Genomic DNA, 16,116 nt, shown 5'->3' on the forward strand with positions numbered 1-16,116 from the left:
AAAAAAAACTGTCAATCTTTTTTTGCCTTTATGATATAATATCCTTTTTTCTTTGTGACCACTTCTACTTCGGCAAACAACGACTGCAGTTTTTCAAGCGCGGAAGGGGCGCCTTGTTTCTTTTGAATAACAACCCACAACTCTCCGTTAGGAAGAAGGTGAAGAATACTTTGTTCAAAAATGGAGTACACCACTTTTTTTCCTGCGCGAATAGGTGGATTGGTTAAAATCGCCGCAAACTCTTTATTTTCTACTTGTTCAAATAAATCGCTTTGATACACGGTCGCATTATCAATCTGATTAAGCTGCCGATTTCGACTTGCTAATTCAATCGCCCGCTCATTAATATCGATCATTTCAATTTTACGATCCGGAAAAGATTTCGCTACCGCTAAACCGATCGGACCGTAGCCGCAGCCAACATCTAAAAAATTACCCTCGATCGCCGGCTCCTCAAACGTTTCGATTAATAAACGCGAACCGAAATCCACTTCACGCTTTGAAAAAACACCGCGATCTGTAGTAAATATGAACTCATGTCCCCTTAGTGTATAATTCCATATTTGCGGATTGCTCGAAGAAGAAGGAGTTTGGGAATAATAATGTTCGCTCAATGACATCATCCTTTCTCACTTAATCATCTTTTCCATTTTTCAACAAAACCATCATTATATAAGAAGGCCACGAGTGTTCATTATCCATTATTTTACTTAAAAATACAGGATCATATAGCTGAACACAAGCTTTTCTGCCTCATCCCTCGAACAAGAACGGCAGCGGGCAAATGAAGTTGCCCGCAAAGCGTTCATTGTTCGAGGAGGGCATGCGTATAGCATGCCCAGTCGGCAAGCGATTCGCTTGCCGACTCCGGCAGAAAAGCTAGGAATAGAGCCATCTAAACTTGTTTTTATTGGTTAATCAACACGTCTGATAAGGAGCAAAAAATATTAAAAAGCCCGCTATAATTAGCGAGCTTTTCAATCCGTCTAGGCGAAATTACTTAACTTCTACGCTAGCGCCAGCTTCTTCAAGTTTAGCTTTGATTTCTTCAGCTTCTTCTTTAGAAACGCCTTCTTTAACTGGCTTTGGAGTGTTGTCAACTAAGTCTTTTGCTTCTTTTAAGCCGAGGCCAGTAAGTTCACGCACAACTTTGATAACTTTGATTTTTTGTGCGCCGCCATCTGTAAGGATAACGTCGAATTCTGTTTTTTCAGCAGCAGCTTCGCCACCAGCAGCAGCACCGCCAGCAACTACTACAGGAGCAGCAGCCGTTACACCGAACTCTTCTTCGATTGCTTTTACTAATTCGTTTAATTCTAAAACAGTCATATTTTTAACCGCTTCAATGATTTGTTCTTTAGTCATTGTAATATTCCTCCCTTAGTATCATTTTTCAATGTGATGAAATTAAGACACAAACACTAAATTATGCACCTTGTTCTTCTTTCTTCTCTGCAACTGCTTTTGTAACAAGAGCGAAGTTGCGGATTGGTGCTTGAAGAACGCTAAGCAACATAGAAAGCAAGCCTTCACGAGAAGGAAGATTCGCAAGTGCTTTTACTTCTTCAACAGTAGCAACGTTACCTTCAATGACACCTGCTTTAATCTCTAACGCTTCGTGAGTTTTTGCGAATTCATTTAAGATTTTTGCCGGTGCTACTACATCATCGTTGCTAAACGCGATCGCATTTGGACCAGTAAGAACTTCGTCTAGTCCCTCTAAACCAACTTCTGCAAGGGCACGGCGAGTTAATGTGTTTTTGTACACTTTAAACTCGATGCCTGCTTCACGAAGCTGTTTGCGGAGCTCTGTTACTTCCGCCACGTTTAGGCCGCGATAGTCTACGATGATTGTCGATTTGCTTGCGCGGAACTTATCAGCGATTTCCGCTACAACTTGTTTTTTGAGTTCGATTGCGCTGCTCATCTTTACACCTCCTGTAGATCGTTAAAATCCAACACCACTTATACCGCAAAAAACCTCCATGTCAACGTAGACATGGAGGTATCGATCAAAGTGCCTATACAGTGCACTTTTTATATACACAAACACCTCGGTAGGAAATTAAGCTCTTTAGAGCACCTACTGTCTACGGTACAAATGATATTCGTTTTTTCAGACAACACATATCATACTAAACGATTTTTAAAAAGTCAATGATTTATCGCGCTACAACAAATGTAGAAGGATCAACTTTAATTCCAGGTCCCATTGTTGAAGTAACGGTTACGTTTTTCACGTACGTACCTTTCGCTGCAGCTGGTTTTACCTTTAAGATTGTTTCGTAAATTGTTGTGAAGTTATCGACAAGTTTTTCGTTGTCAAAAGAAATTTTTCCAATTGGAACGTGGATGTTACCTGCTTTGTCCACGCGATACTCCACTTTACCAGCTTTAATTTCTTTTACTGCTCTTGCTACGTCAAATGTAACTGTACCTGTTTTTGGGTTTGGCATTAACCCTTTAGGACCTAAAACACGACCTAATTTACCAACTTCACCCATCATATCAGGAGTTGCGACAATTACATCAAAATCAAACCAACCTTGTTGGATTTTATTGATATAATCTGTATCGCCAACGTAATCCGCTCCTGCAACTTCAGCTTCTTTTGCTTTCTCACCTTTCGCAAATACTAACACGCGTTGTACTTTACCTGTTCCGTGTGGCAATACAACAGCTCCACGGATTTGTTGGTCTGCTTTTTTAGGATCTACTCCTAAACGGAAAGCCACTTCTACCGTTGCATCAAATTTTGCAATGCTCGTTTTCTTTACAAGCTCGATTGCTTCTGTTACAGAATAAGCTTTAAAGCGGTCGACAAGCTTCGCCGCTTCTACGTATTTTTTTCCTCTTTTAGCCATTTTAAATTCCTCCTCATTGTGGTTTTAACGGAATAACCTCCCACGAATAAAGGTTGCGAAAAGGAATGACTCCTTACAGTCGCAACCTTCTTTAGCCAGCTTATGCTACATTAGTCTTCGATCACAATGCCCATGCTGCGGGCCGTACCTTCAACCATGCGCATTGCAGCTTCAATGCTCGCTGCGTTTAAGTCTGGCATCTTCGTTTCAGCAATCTCGCGCACTTTGTCGCGCTTGATCGTCGCTACCTTATTACGGTTTGGTTCACCGGAACCTGACTCAATACCAGCTGCTTTTTTCAATAAAACCGCAGCAGGCGGAGTTTTTGTAATAAATGTAAATGAACGGTCCTCGTATACCGTAATTTCAACAGGAATGATCAAACCTGCTTGGTCAGCTGTACGAGCATTGAATTCTTTACAGAATCCCATGATATTCACACCAGCTTGACCTAACGCTGGACCAACTGGTGGTGCCGGGTTCGCTTTACCTGCAGGGATTTGTAGCTTCACGACTTTAATTACTTTTTTAGCCACGAGACACACCTCCTTAAGTCCGTGATGTGGTATTAGGGATTTTCCCTCCCACTCCATTAGGTTATGAATAATGCCGTTTTGTCCAACATTATTCTTCGCTAAAGTGTTAACCTTACACCCTTTCATCTCCTAATTTAGACATAGGAGAACTCTTTTCTATTCTAAAAGCTCCCTTATACATCTTACGCTTTTGTTAAGACGCATAAGATCATTGCAACTTGAATAGAATTTGTTTATTTATCGATTTATGAACGGTTGAATGATATCAGCCTCTACCACGAGATATACTGACTATAAAATAGTATCACTTTTCCTTTTTGATTGCAAGTTATTTCATAATTATATTTTTTCAATTTGTGAAAAATCAAGTTCGATTGGTGTTTCACGGCCAAACATGCTCACAAGCACCTTTACTTTCCGTCTGTCCGTATCAATTTCTTCAATCGTACCTGTGAAATTCGCGAAAGGACCTTCCTTCACTTGCACGGTTTCTTTCAATTCGTAGTCAAAATCAAGCTCTGTTAGCGACACTCCCATACGTTTTAAAATTAAACGAACCTCTTCTTCAAGCAGAGGAGTTGGCTTCGATCCAGCGCCGCTCGATCCAACAAACCCTGTTACTCCCGGCGTGTTTCGCACCACATACCATGAATCGTCCGTCATCACCATCTCAACTAACACATACCCCGGGAACACTTTTCGTTTCGTCACTTTTTTCTTTCCGTTTTTCATATCTGTTTCTTCTTCTTCCGGAACAATGACACGAAAAATTTTATCTTGCATTCCCATCGATTCTACTCTTTTTTCTAAGTTGGCTTTTACTTTATTTTCATAACCTGAATACGTATGAATCACATACCAGTTCTTCTCCATCGGCTGGGACTTAAACGTCCTTCCCTCCCTAACATTTTATAAACAAAACAAAAACCCGTTTCCGGGCTTTCTAGTGTCTACACTTTATTATCTTTCATTATACCATACGAAAATGGTGGTTATTCAAGCACCAAACGAATTAAAGAAGAAATTCCTAAATCCACGACAGCAAAGAAGACAGTCATAAATGCAACAGTTGCCAATACAGTGATCGTATAGCTCACAAGTTCCTTCCGTTTTGGCCAACTTACTTTTTTCATTTCGCGTGCGACTTCATTAAAAAATTTGACGATATGTTTCATGATCGTAACCTCCAACAACTTCGAGCTGCCTTGACGATAATTCACTATATTACCATATTGTACATTTACTTCGTTTCACGGTGAACCGTATGCTCATTACACATTTTGCAAAATTTCTTGATCTCTAGACGCTCTTGAGCATTGCTGGCGTTTTTCATCGTTGAATAATTACGGTTGTTGCATTTGCTACAGGCTAACACTACTTTTTTGCGCATATATGTTCCACCGTTTCACAAGATGTCTTTAAAAATTTACCATATACGTATTTCTTATGTCAATGACAAATAAGTTTCAGCCTACTCCCATAGTTTTACAAACTAATTTCTCGGTACTCTAAATATCTTTCTAATTTTCGTTTCACTCGTTGCAAAGCATTATCAATCGACTTAACATGACGGTTGAGTTCTTCAGAAATTTCTTGGTATGACCGTCCATCTAAATATAACACAAGAACTTTTCTCTCTAAATCACTCAATAACTCCGCCATTTTTATTTCAATATCATCTACTTTTTCACGATTAATAATTAGCTCTTCCGGATCGGTCGCTTTCGTCCCAGAAATGACATCCATCAATGTCCGTTCTGATTCGTCATCATAAATCGGTTTGTCAAGAGAAACATAAGAATTGAGAGGGATGTGCTTTTGCCTTGTTGCCGTTTTAATTGCAGTGATCATTTGTCGCGTAATGCACAATTCTGCAAAGGCTTTAAAAGAAGTAAGTTTGTCCTCTTTAAAATCACGGATCGCTTTGTATAAACCAATCATTCCTTCTTGAATGATATCTTCGCGGTCTGCCCCTACTAAAAAATAAGACCGTGCTTTCGCCCGCACGAAATTTTGATACTTATGAATCAAAAAATCCAATGCATCGCTATCCCCTTGATGAACGCGTTCAACCAACTCTTCATCTTCAAACTGCTCGAATTTTTTGTCGTTTTTACTTTTGAAGCCCTCGCCCACGCCGATCCCTCCGACCGCACAAATCGATAAAATTATTATACAGTACAAATTTTTACAGCGTCAACCACTCATTTTTCGCCTCTTCGCCATTTTTCAAAAATTCTTGCAATTTCATCAGTCAGAGGAATTTTGGACATCGGTTTTTGTTCATGAATTTTCTCTACTTTTTTTGTAATGCTCTGTTCAATCGCCTCTACTTCCACCAGTAGTTCTCGCGCTGATTTCCGCAAAGCGCCTTGTCCAAAAATCGTCCATTGTTCCGTATAGTCAGACGTAGCGACATATACTTTTGTGCGAACATTGATTAATTGTTTTGCTAATTTTTCAATTCGCTCATCCGCCGTCTCATGCTCCCTTGTAAAAATGACATCCACTTGATGATTCGTATATTTTTTCTCGATTCCTTGTACGAGGTGTGCATCAAAAACGATAATAACTTTATTGCCGGTAAACCCTTGGTAATCGGCCATTTTCGAAATTAATAAGTCCCTTGCTGATGCTAGGTCATGTTCTTTTAGTTTTCGAAGTTCCGGCCAAGCACCGATAATGTTATAACCATCAACAATTAAAATATCCATGGAATTTATTCTCCTAAAGGATACCGTTTACGATACACCTCATACATTAATAGGCTAGCAGCCACCGAAGCATTTAACGAAGTAACATTTCCTCTCATCGGCAAACGAATTAAAAAATCGCATTTCTCTAAAATTAATCTGCCGATCCCTTTTCCTTCGCTTCCGATGACGAGCGCTAGTGGCATCGTTCCATCAAGCTGACGATAATCATCACGAGCTTTTGCATCTGTGCCAACAATCCATACTCCTCGCTCTTTTAATTCATTAATCGTCCTCGCTAAATTGGTAACGCGGGCAACAGCAACATGTTCGATCGCTCCCGTTGAAGCTTTCGCCACCGTTGATGTCAGTCCAACTGAACGACGTTTCGGAATAATGATTCCGTGCACCCCCACTGCATCGGCTGTTCTCATAATCGACCCTAAATTATGCGGGTCTTCTAATTCATCTAACAACAAGAAAAAAGGTTGTTCGGTTCGTTCAGCTGCGCGACGGAATAGTTCATCGACGTCATAATATTGATAAGCCGCAACTTGTGCAACGACTCCTTGATGATTCTCACCCACCATTTGATCGAGCTTCTTTTTTGGTACATATTGCACAAGCACGTTCTTTTGTTTCGCTAGCTGAATAATCAATTGCATCGCTCCCCGCTGCGATCCTTCTGCAATCCAAATTTTATTCACCTCTCGCTCTGACTTTAGCGCTTCTATTACAGGATTCTTTCCGATAATAAGGTCCATTTTTACAACTTCCTTTCTTGGCTTTCAATAACGTCAAACGAATGACATATCAACCTTTCCATTCGTTCTTCATTATTTTCTAAGAAATGATAACCGATAAGCGCTTCAAAAGCAGTGCTATATCGATACGTTTGGACATCAGTATTTTTAGGGATCGTGGCCGATTTAGCGTTTCTTCCGCGGCGTACGATAGCTTGTTCTTCTTCCGTCAATATCGATTGTTCCAATAGCGATAATAAAGCTTTTGCCTGCGCTTTTGCCGAAACATACTGAATGGCTTGTCTATGTAATTGATTCGGTTTGACGTTCCCTTTAGAAAGGAGGCGATGCCGCACATACAATTCGTAGACGGCATCTCCTATATAGGCAAGGGCAAGACCGTTTAATTGTTTCGCATCTTTTACTTCAGGCAAGAAGTTCATCGGATTTTATCCTCTTTTCCATCTTGTTCCTTGCGGTGTGTCTTCTAAAATAATGTTTCTTGCTTTCAATTCATCGCGGATTTGATCTGCTAAAGCAAAATTGCGATTTTTCCGAGCTTCGTTCCGCTTTTGAATAAGCTCCTCAATTTCGTTATCTAACAATAGTTCCGCTTTTAAAGAAATGCCTAATACATCGAGCAATTGTTCAAATTCATGCAAAAAGGCCCGGATCACGTTTTCGGATGTGTTCTTTTCCAACAAATAAACATTCGCTTGTCTGGACAGTTCAAATAACACGGCAATCGCATTGGCTGTATTAAAATCATCATCCATTTCTTTAATAAATGCATCATGGCATTGGTTAATTTTATTCAACCATTGCTCGTCGCCATCCGTTAAATTGGTGCTGCTAGCAAGGCGATGTTTTAAGTTAAAATACGAAGTCTTTAATCGTTCTAACCCGTTTTTTGTGCTCTCCAGTAACTCTTCGCTATAGTTGATCGGATGACGATAATGTACGGAAAGCATAAAAAAACGTAATACTTGTGGATCAGTTTGCTTAATCATATCATGAACAAGCACGAAATTCCCAAGCGATTTGGACATTTTTTCGTTATTAATGTTAATATAGCCATTATGCAACCAATATTTCGCAAATGTTTTCCCTGTCAATGCTTCGGACTGCGCGATTTCGTTTTCATGGTGCGGAAACGTTAGGTCTTGACCGCCCGCATGAATATCAATCGTATCGCCTAAATATTTGCGCGCCATCGCCGAGCATTCGATATGCCAGCCAGGTCTTCCTTTTCCCCAAGGGCTATCCCATGCAATTTCCCCCTCTTTTGCCGCCTTCCATAAAGCAAAATCGAGCGGATCTCGTTTCTTTTCTCCTACCTCAATACGCGCCCCAGCGCGAAGCTCGTCAATCGATTGATGCGACAATTTACCATACTCAGCAAAGTTGCGTGTTTTGTAATACACATCCCCATCTACTTCGTATGCGTATCCTTTTTCAATTAATTTTTCAATGAATTCAATGATGATATCAATATTTTCCGTCACGCGCGGATGGACGTTCGCCTTTTTGCATCCTAATGCTGCGATGTCTGCAAAATACGCTTCAATAAAGCGTTCGGCAATGGTCGGGACGTCTTCTCCTAATTCCCGTGCCGCCTTAATGAGTTTATCATCTACATCGGTAAAATTGGAAACATACTGAACCTCATAGCCGCGGAATTCTAAGTAACGGCGGATCGTATCAAATACAATTGCTGGACGTGCGTTTCCAATATGGATGTAGTTGTACACAGTCGGACCGCATACATACATTTTGACTTTATTAGGCTCAATCGGTTCAAATACTTCCTTTTTTCGCGTCAATGTATTATAAAGCTGAATGCTCATTTTGTGTCTTCCTTTCTTTTAGTTCTTTAATTTCGGTTCGCAATTTTTCAATTTCTTCTTCCAATTCTTTTAGACGGTCTGCGATTGGATCTGGTAAATCGGTATGATTTAAATCTTTTTTCACTTTTACTCCGTTGCGCACAACGACTTTTCCAGGAATACCGACAACCGTTGAGTTCGGCGGCACATCTTTTAATACAACGGAACCTGCCCCGATTTTCGAATTTTCCCCAATCGTAATCGAACCAAGCACTTTCGCGCCTGTCGCGATTAAACAGTTATCTTTAATCGTCGGATGACGCTTCCCTTTTTCTTTCCCCGTTCCTCCTAGCGTCACCCCTTGATATACCGTTACGTTATCACCGATTTCGCACGTCTCTCCAATCACAACTCCCATGCCATGATCGATAAAAAAGCGACGGCCGATTTTAGCGCCAGGATGAATTTCAATTCCTGTGAAAAAGCGGCTAATTTGCGAAATCAATCTGGCAATGAAATAAAATTTTCGTTTATAAAAAGCATGAGCAATACGATGCGCCCAAATTGCATGCAATCCTGAATACGTCAAAATCACTTCCAAATAACTTCTTGCCGCTGGATCCTGCTCAAAAATCACTTCAATATCTTCCTTTAAAGTTTTAAACAATGGTCTCCCCTCCAGTTTTCAAAAATGTAATAACAGGCGTGTTGATGAACCAATAAAAACCAGTTAAGTTGGCTCTATTCCTAGCTTTTCTGCCATACGATTCTGTATTTTTAAGTAAAATACTGGATAATCAACACTCGTGATGTAATAAAAAAACGCCTCTGTGCTTATCACACAGAGACGCTCAAACGCGCGGTTCCACTCTGTTTAGCTAAACAAATGTTTAGCTCACTCGGCTCTTATAACGGAAGAGAATCCGCTCCACTCTACTACAGAACGTCTCTGGTTCGAAAGGAGGCTCTGAGGGGCATTTCAAAAACATTGAACATGAATCACTTCCAGCCAAGGTGACTCTCTCTGTAATGCCAATGTTTTTTACTTCTCCTCATCCACGCTTTAGCCTATTGAACGAATCGCTTTTTCTAGACGGTTGATGACTGTTTCTTTTCCTAGTAATTGAATCGCTATAGGAAGCTCTGGGCCATGAGTTTGTCCAGTTGTCGCTACACGAATCGGCATAAACAATTTCTTTCCTTTTTGTCCCGTTGTCTTTTGCACAGATTTGATCGCCGCTTTAATAGCATCGACAGTAAATGTCTCCAACGGTTTAATTTCTTCTAAAAATGCGCTGAGCACTTCTCGTACTTGCTCTTCTGCAAGCACTTCTTTTGCTTCCTCATTATACTCAATATCTTTCTTAAAGAACAACTCAGACAGTTCGACAATTTCTGCTCCATAACTCATTTGTTCTTGATATAAAGCAATTAAGTTGCGCGCCCACTCCCTTTGCTCGTCGCTCATTTGCTCCGGCAACCGTCCTGCCTTTACTAAATGAGGAAGAGACAATTCGACAAGCCGATCTAAATCGAGTTTCTTAATATATTGATTATTCATCCAGGTCAACTTTTGTTTATCAAACATCGAAGGCGATTTTGATAAGCGAGATACATCAAATATACGAATGAGTTCCTCTTTTGTGAAAATTTCTTCTTCCCCTTCTGGTGACCATCCTAATAAAGCAAAGAAGTTAAACATCGCCTCTGGTAAATATCCGAGTTCTTTATACTGGGATACAAATTGAATAATCGATTCATCACGTTTCGATAATTTTTTTCGGTTTTCATTTACAATCAGCGTCAAATGCGCATATTGAGGCGTTTCCCATCCAAAGTATTCATAAATCATAAGCTGTTTCGGTGTGTTGGATAAATGTTCTTCACCGCGGAACACATGCGTAATTTTCATCAAATGGTCATCAATCACCACAGCGAAATTATACGTCGGAATACCATTGGCTTTTACAATGACCCAATCACCAATATCTTTCGATTCAAACGATACGTGGCCGCGAACCATATCCTCAAATTCATACACTTTTCCTTCAGGCACTTTTACGCGAATCGTATACGGCTTTCCTTCCGCTTCTAGCTGCTTTACTTGCTCTGGAGTCAAGTGGCGGCATTTTCCGCTGTACTGTGGTGCTGCAATCCCTGCGGCCTTTTGCACCTCACGCTCTTGTTCCAATTCTTCCGGCGTACAGAAACATTTATATGCATGTCCCTTTTCTAACAATTCATTCGTATATTGGCGATATATCTCAAGGCGCTCTGTTTGGCGGTAAGGGCCATATCCGCCGTCTTTATCTACCGATTCATCATATTCAATCCCAAGCCATTTCAAATTCTCTAGCTGGGACTGTTCCCCGCCTTCTATATTCCGCTCAATGTCCGTATCTTCAATACGAATGATAAATTTTCCGTTATGATGACGCGCAAATAAATAGTTAAACAGAGCTGTACGCGCGCCGCCAATATGTAAATGGCCGGTCGGACTCGGCGCATAACGCACTCTCACTTCTTGTGGCATGATCAAAGACCTCCATCAACATTAAACTGTGTACTGTTATTTTAACATTATACCGCTGCAAAGTTCAAAATGATTATTGCTTTTGCAATAAAACGACCGCCTGAGCAGCAATTCCCTCTCCGCGTCCCGTAAAACCAAGCTTTTCAGTTGTTGTTGCTTTTACGTTCACTCGAGAGCGCTCTCCTTCTAGTAGCTGAGCAATCCTTTCTTGCATTTTTTCAATATAAGGAGCCATTTTCGGCTTTTGCGCGATGATCGTACAATCTATGTTGACGAGCTTGTACCCTTCTTTTTTGACAAGATTCCATACATGTTGCAAAAGCAAAGCAGAATCGGCATTCTTATATTGCGGATCGGTATCCGGAAAATGTTTGCCGATATCCCCCGCACCAATCGCTCCTAAACAAGCATCCGCAATCGCATGCAATAGCACATCTGCATCGGAATGACCAAGCAGCCCTTTTTCATAAGGTATGTGAACGCCACCAATCATTAAAGGGCGGCCTTCGACTAATTGATGAACATCAAATCCTTGTCCAATTCGAAACATACATTCACCTTTCTTCCTTTACCGATAAAATCGCTTCCGCAAACAATAAATCATCTGGAGTGGTTAATTTAATGTTGCGATAATTTCCTTCGATGACTTTTACTTTCTTTCCAATCCGCTCAACGAGACTCGCATCGTCTGTTCCTACATAACCTTCTTGTCTTGCCCGCTCATGGGCTTCTAAAATGAGCGAAACACGAAAAGCTTGTGGAGTTTGTATAGCCCACAAGCTAGAGCGCTCCACCGTTTCATCGACAAATCCTTGCGAAACTCTTTTGACGGTGTCTTTCATTGGCACAGCAGGCACTGCTGCGCCATGCTCGTTTGCTTCCTTTACAAGTTCATGGATTTTTTCAATCGTAATAAACGGACGAGCCCCATCATGAATAAGGACAAAATCGCTCTCTTTAACCGCTTTAAGTCCATTATAAACGCTATGTTGCCGCTCCGCACCGCCGCTTACGATCGAAAGCACTTTTTTTATTTGGAACTTCTCTAGGAGCTCTTGAAACTGCTCTCGTTCAGCTTCGTTCACAACCATCACAATGCCTTGACACCAATCATCTTGCTCAAACACTTTCAACGTATGGATGATGACAGGCTGATGGCGAAGCTTGATCAATTGTTTGTTGATGCCCGCTTTCATGCGCTTTCCTTGTCCTGCTGCAGGAATGACAACTTGGTATAACATCATTAATTCCCCTAACTATAATGCCTTTTGAAGAAGTTTTAGCTTTGCAAAAATCATTCTCCCTGCTGATGTTTGTAACACGCTCGTGACTAATACGTCAACCCGCTTACCGATATATTCTTTTCCATCTTCTACAACAATCATGGTACCGTCATCTAAATACGCCACACCTTGATTGTGTTCTTTTCCGTCCTTAATAACTTGAACATTCAGTTCTTCTCCCGGAAGAACAACCGGTTTGACCGCATTCGCTAAATCGTTAATATTAAGCACTCGTACATTTTGAAGCTCGCATACTTTATTTAAATTGAAATCGTTCGTCACGACAACCCCTGATGTTAATTTTGCCAATTTCACTAATTTGCTGTCGACTTCTTGAATATCATCAAAATCTCCTTCGTAAATCTCTACTTTCATGTCCAGCTCTTTTTGAATGCGGTTTAAAATATCAAGGCCTCGACGACCGCGGTTTCGTTTTAAAACATCCGAGGAATCGGCAATATGTTGCAACTCCTCTAGCACAAAGCGGGGAATTACAATCGTTCCCTCTAAAAAGCCAGTTTGGCAAATATCAGCGATGCGTCCATCAATAATGACACTTGTATCAAGGATTTTTAAGGAGCGGCTTTTTTGGTTCTCATTCTCTTCTTCTGACCCTTTTTTCTTAGACATACGGTTAGAAATAGAAAATAAATTCATTAACTCATGCCGCTTTTTAAATCCAACTTGAAACCCTAAATAGCCAAGCAAAATCGTTAAAAAAACCGGTAACACTGTATTAACCACTTGAAATTGAAACGCTTTAAGCGGCATAACCACTAAAAAAGCAACGATTAATCCAAAAATCAATCCTAAACTGCCAAATAAAATATCGGTCACAGGCGCTTTCACCAATGACTCTTCCATCCAACGAATCAAATCGACGACATAATCCACTAACCAGAAAGTCATGATAAAGAAAATAAGTGCCCCTACAATCGCCAGCATATATGGATTATTTAAAAACGAAAGATGATCAATATTCAATAGTGAAAATAAATTCGGTAGGAACATAATACCTAACGTGCCTCCAACCACTAAGAAAAATAATTGAACCACTCTTCTTAACATATTTTCACCTCCTCTACTACATTATAAACAGTTTCCAATGTTTGAAACCAATCATAACACAGTTTTTAATCTTTTTAAAAAATTTGATACATATTTGTAAAGTTTCCATCGATTATTTATGTCTTAACGCATATTCAAGCGCTTCTGCAACGTGAGAAACACCGATCACTTCCACTCCTTTTGGGATATTCCATCCCCCAAGATTGTTTTTAGGGATGATCACGCGCTGGAAACCGAGTTTTACTGCTTCTTGCACACGCTGTTCAATGCGGGAAACACGGCGCACTTCCCCTGTTAGTCCTACCTCACCAATGATCACATCAGATGGGTTGGTTGGCTGATCGCGAAAACTAGAAGCAATGCTCACAGCAACCGCCAAATCAATGGCCGGCTCGTCTAATTTGACACCGCCTGCTACTTTTAAATAAGCATCTTGATTTTGCAGAAGCAAGCCGACCCGCTTTTCAAGTACAGCCATCAATAAAGACACGCGGTTATGGTCAATTCCTGTGGCCATTCTTCGAGGGTTCCCGAAACTCGTCGGCGAAATCAACGCTTGAATTTCCACCAATACGGGTCTCGTTCCTTCCATCGAAGCCACAACCGTCGATCCAGCTACTCCACTTGACCGTTCTTCTAGAAACACTTCCGAAGGATTTTCAACTTCCAGTAACCCAGATTCCCTCATTTCGAAAATACCGATCTCATTGGTCGACCCAAATCGATTTTTCTTACATAACCTAATGTTCATTTTTTAAATCTTCACTCATTTTTAGACGATTGACTTAAACAAACAACCAAATGTTGTTAAACAATTAAATGAACGATATGTTAAAAAACAAAAATTTATTACCGTATTATATGTAGTGAAAATCAAGAAATGTGGATGTCTTTTCTAATTATGCAATTGATAACTCAGAGACACAAATTATTGTTTTAGACGATAAACAACCACCACTTTAACCAAGTAATGTTAAATAATTCAACAAACAATCTGATATTTAAATGAACTAACAATAATATTATGAAGAAACACAGGAAAATTATTAAAAACAAAGCAATTTATTACGTAAACCAATTAATAGTTAGACGAACAAAAACACTAAAAAGAATGATACACTCTTCATCACATTGCACAAAATCCTCTTCGCTTTTAAAGATATTTAATACTTCTAAAAAGAGTGAACCCAGTATATACTGTTCCCTTATGTTTGCCAAGGGGCTAAATTAGGACTAGTTATTTACATCAAATAAAGTGCTGTTTTTTTAATTCGCCTCCAATTTCAATATCCCTCCCCAAACAAAGTTTCCATAATGTAGAATTTAATGTTGAAAATTGTTAATTTTTGTTGTTTGATATTAATGTACCTGAAACAACAAATTCACATAAAGAGAGATAGAACTGGGGAGAGGAATGAAATGACAAATACAGCTATATACATCGATTATGACAATGTGTTTATTACACTTGACCGATATTATAAAAAATATGATACCTTAAACATTCAACAGGATTTTATTCAAAAGTTCTTCGCAAAATTTTCTAGCGACAATGTATTACATTCAAGGGCATACTTAAATTTTCATAATATTAGCTTAACGGATGAATTATTTAATGAGTTTAGGAAAAATATGGTTCAGTTATACCACATTCATTCTGGAAACAATACCTCTGATGTTCAGTTAATTATAGATGTAATAAAAAGCCTATATGATCCCAATGTCAAAATTGATAAATATATTATCGTTTCATCAGACAGTGATATGATACCTCTCATTAATGAGTTAAAAATAAATGGAAAAGAATATGAAATTTATTATTTCGCATTCAATACCAACTTAGACTATCAAGACTATTTACAAGACACAAATTCAAAATTTACCACCATTGAAAGCATCCTTGGCTTAGAAGTATATTCAAGAGAAAATGAAAGTAAATTCGATGATACTGAATACCTAAAAGGTATATTGACTTTTATCAATAACTTAATAAACAAAACATATACAACATACTTAAAGGTAGACAATGGTGAAATTATTTCTGCTGGAGCTACACATAAAGGTCTTTTAAGGGATTATCTAGAGCAAAATAATGTCTTTGTTCGAGAAGATTTAAAAAGTGGTTTCGCAATAGATACACTATTTAAAAAAGGTATTCTTTATGAATACGAACTATCTAATGGGTTCAAGGCAATTTTGATAAACGAAACAATTATTAACAGTAAAGGCATTACTTTAAATAACATTAAAAAAGAATCAGATTTTAAATTTCCAATTACCGTTTGACAAAAACTCGTATCAATTATAGAATAATGGCATAAGATATATTAAGCGTTTTATTAACAAAAGTATTATAAGCGATCTTTTTAAAAAATTAATTCAAGCGATTTTTTAGAAAATGTAAGACTAAGCGATGATGAGAAAAAACTCCTTACGGGGAGTTTTTTCTTTTTTATTACCATTCATTTTCTTATTTACTGTAGTTGAGCAATTTCGATAACAATAATTACCATTTAAAAAGAGACAAACAGGGCACCCCTTAGGCGACATGGAGCTGTTTTTTCACAACA

Annotated in this window: 19 protein-coding genes, 1 pseudogene and 2 other annotated features; of the genes and pseudogenes, 1 reads left to right on the forward strand and 19 read right to left on the reverse strand. The window is 39.2% G+C overall.

Annotated elements, in window-relative coordinates; genetic code table 11:
- Positions 1 to 11: 11 nt before the first annotated feature.
- The 19 genes and pseudogenes from HNQ34_RS14015 to HNQ34_RS14105 form a co-directional block, all read right to left on the reverse strand.
- Positions 12 to 614 carry a class I SAM-dependent methyltransferase gene (locus HNQ34_RS14015; protein ID WP_183255693.1) on the reverse strand — a complete coding sequence of 201 codons (603 nt, stop codon included), beginning with the start codon at positions 612 to 614 and terminating at the stop codon, positions 12 to 14.
- Between the two features lie 382 nt (positions 615 to 996).
- Positions 997 to 1,365, reverse strand: coding sequence for a 50S ribosomal protein L7/L12 (gene rplL / locus HNQ34_RS14020; protein WP_183255694.1), 369 nt, complete (start codon positions 1,363 to 1,365; stop codon positions 997 to 999).
- Positions 1,366 to 1,426: 61 nt separating this feature from the next.
- On the reverse strand, positions 1,427 to 1,927 hold the full coding sequence (rplJ, locus tag HNQ34_RS14025) for a 50S ribosomal protein L10 (RefSeq protein ID WP_181538846.1): 501 nt from the start codon (positions 1,925 to 1,927) through the stop codon (positions 1,427 to 1,429).
- Positions 1,928 to 1,965: 38 nt separating this feature from the next.
- Positions 1,966 to 2,114: a sequence feature (ribosomal protein L10 leader region), on the reverse strand.
- Positions 2,115 to 2,162: 48 nt separating this feature from the next.
- A complete protein-coding gene (gene rplA, locus HNQ34_RS14030; protein ID WP_183255696.1) occupies positions 2,163 to 2,864 on the reverse strand; it encodes a 50S ribosomal protein L1 in 702 nt (233 codons plus the stop codon).
- Positions 2,865 to 2,974: 110 nt separating this feature from the next.
- A complete protein-coding gene (gene rplK / locus HNQ34_RS14035; RefSeq protein WP_027410223.1) occupies positions 2,975 to 3,400 on the reverse strand; it encodes a 50S ribosomal protein L11 in 426 nt (141 codons plus the stop codon).
- 339 nt (positions 3,401 to 3,739) lie between these two features.
- A complete protein-coding gene (nusG, locus tag HNQ34_RS14040; RefSeq protein ID WP_183255699.1) occupies positions 3,740 to 4,273 on the reverse strand; it encodes a transcription termination/antitermination protein NusG in 534 nt (177 codons plus the stop codon).
- 119 nt (positions 4,274 to 4,392) lie between these two features.
- Positions 4,393 to 4,575 carry a preprotein translocase subunit SecE gene (secE, locus tag HNQ34_RS14045; protein ID WP_183255701.1) on the reverse strand — a complete coding sequence of 61 codons (183 nt, stop codon included), beginning with the start codon at positions 4,573 to 4,575 and terminating at the stop codon, positions 4,393 to 4,395.
- Between the two features lie 65 nt (positions 4,576 to 4,640).
- Positions 4,641 to 4,790, reverse strand: a complete 150-nt coding sequence (gene rpmG, locus HNQ34_RS14050) for a 50S ribosomal protein L33 (RefSeq protein ID WP_183255703.1) — start codon at positions 4,788 to 4,790, stop codon at positions 4,641 to 4,643.
- 95 nt (positions 4,791 to 4,885) lie between these two features.
- A complete protein-coding gene (gene sigH, locus HNQ34_RS14055) occupies positions 4,886 to 5,536 on the reverse strand; it encodes an RNA polymerase sporulation sigma factor SigH (protein ID WP_183255705.1) in 651 nt (216 codons plus the stop codon).
- Between the two features lie 68 nt (positions 5,537 to 5,604).
- A complete protein-coding gene (locus HNQ34_RS14060; RefSeq protein WP_183255709.1) occupies positions 5,605 to 6,114 on the reverse strand; it encodes an NYN domain-containing protein in 510 nt (169 codons plus the stop codon).
- A gap of 5 nt (positions 6,115 to 6,119) precedes the next feature.
- Entirely contained in the window at positions 6,120 to 6,857 is a 738-nt protein-coding gene (rlmB, locus tag HNQ34_RS14065) for a 23S rRNA (guanosine(2251)-2'-O)-methyltransferase RlmB (protein WP_183255712.1), read from the reverse strand.
- A gap of 2 nt (positions 6,858 to 6,859) precedes the next feature.
- Positions 6,860 to 7,279 (reverse strand): Mini-ribonuclease 3, encoded by a 420-nt coding sequence (locus HNQ34_RS14070; RefSeq protein ID WP_183255714.1) that lies wholly within the window; start codon positions 7,277 to 7,279, stop codon positions 6,860 to 6,862.
- 6 nt (positions 7,280 to 7,285) lie between these two features.
- The gene (gene cysS, locus HNQ34_RS14075; protein WP_183255717.1) at positions 7,286 to 8,683 is read right to left on the reverse strand and encodes a cysteine--tRNA ligase; all 1,398 of its coding nucleotides are present in this window, start codon (positions 8,681 to 8,683) and stop codon (positions 7,286 to 7,288) included.
- Positions 8,664 to 9,329, reverse strand: coding sequence for a serine O-acetyltransferase (cysE, locus tag HNQ34_RS14080; protein ID WP_183255719.1), 666 nt, complete (start codon positions 9,327 to 9,329; stop codon positions 8,664 to 8,666). Before cysE ends, cysS begins: the two co-directional genes overlap by 20 nt.
- A 173-nt stretch (positions 9,330 to 9,502) precedes the next feature.
- Positions 9,503 to 9,730 (reverse strand) — a binding site (T-box leader).
- The gene (gene gltX, locus HNQ34_RS14085) at positions 9,726 to 11,195 is read right to left on the reverse strand and encodes a glutamate--tRNA ligase (RefSeq protein WP_183255720.1); all 1,470 of its coding nucleotides are present in this window, start codon (positions 11,193 to 11,195) and stop codon (positions 9,726 to 9,728) included. It overlaps the preceding feature by 5 nt.
- 73 nt (positions 11,196 to 11,268) lie before the next feature.
- The gene (ispF, locus tag HNQ34_RS14090; RefSeq protein ID WP_183255723.1) at positions 11,269 to 11,745 is read right to left on the reverse strand and encodes a 2-C-methyl-D-erythritol 2,4-cyclodiphosphate synthase; all 477 of its coding nucleotides are present in this window, start codon (positions 11,743 to 11,745) and stop codon (positions 11,269 to 11,271) included.
- A gap of 4 nt (positions 11,746 to 11,749) precedes the next feature.
- The gene (gene ispD / locus HNQ34_RS14095; protein ID WP_183255725.1) at positions 11,750 to 12,436 is read right to left on the reverse strand and encodes a 2-C-methyl-D-erythritol 4-phosphate cytidylyltransferase; all 687 of its coding nucleotides are present in this window, start codon (positions 12,434 to 12,436) and stop codon (positions 11,750 to 11,752) included.
- Positions 12,437 to 12,451: 15 nt separating this feature from the next.
- Positions 12,452 to 13,546 carry a PIN/TRAM domain-containing protein gene (locus HNQ34_RS14100; protein WP_183255727.1) on the reverse strand — a complete coding sequence of 365 codons (1,095 nt, stop codon included), beginning with the start codon at positions 13,544 to 13,546 and terminating at the stop codon, positions 12,452 to 12,454.
- Between the two features lie 112 nt (positions 13,547 to 13,658).
- Positions 13,659 to 14,276: pseudogene (locus tag HNQ34_RS14105) on the reverse strand (magnesium chelatase domain-containing protein); the annotation flags it as partial.
- A 689-nt stretch (positions 14,277 to 14,965) separates the two neighbouring features.
- Between HNQ34_RS14105 and HNQ34_RS14110 the strand changes: the two are divergent.
- Complete coding sequence (locus HNQ34_RS14110; RefSeq protein WP_009361470.1) at positions 14,966 to 15,832, forward strand: NYN domain-containing protein; 867 nt, start codon at positions 14,966 to 14,968, stop codon at positions 15,830 to 15,832.
- The last annotated feature ends 284 nt before the right edge of the window (positions 15,833 to 16,116 follow it).

The sequence above is a fragment of the Anoxybacteroides tepidamans genome (genome assembly GCF_014201465.1).
Lineage (GTDB): Bacteria > Bacillota > Bacilli > Bacillales > Anoxybacillaceae > Anoxybacteroides > Anoxybacteroides tepidamans.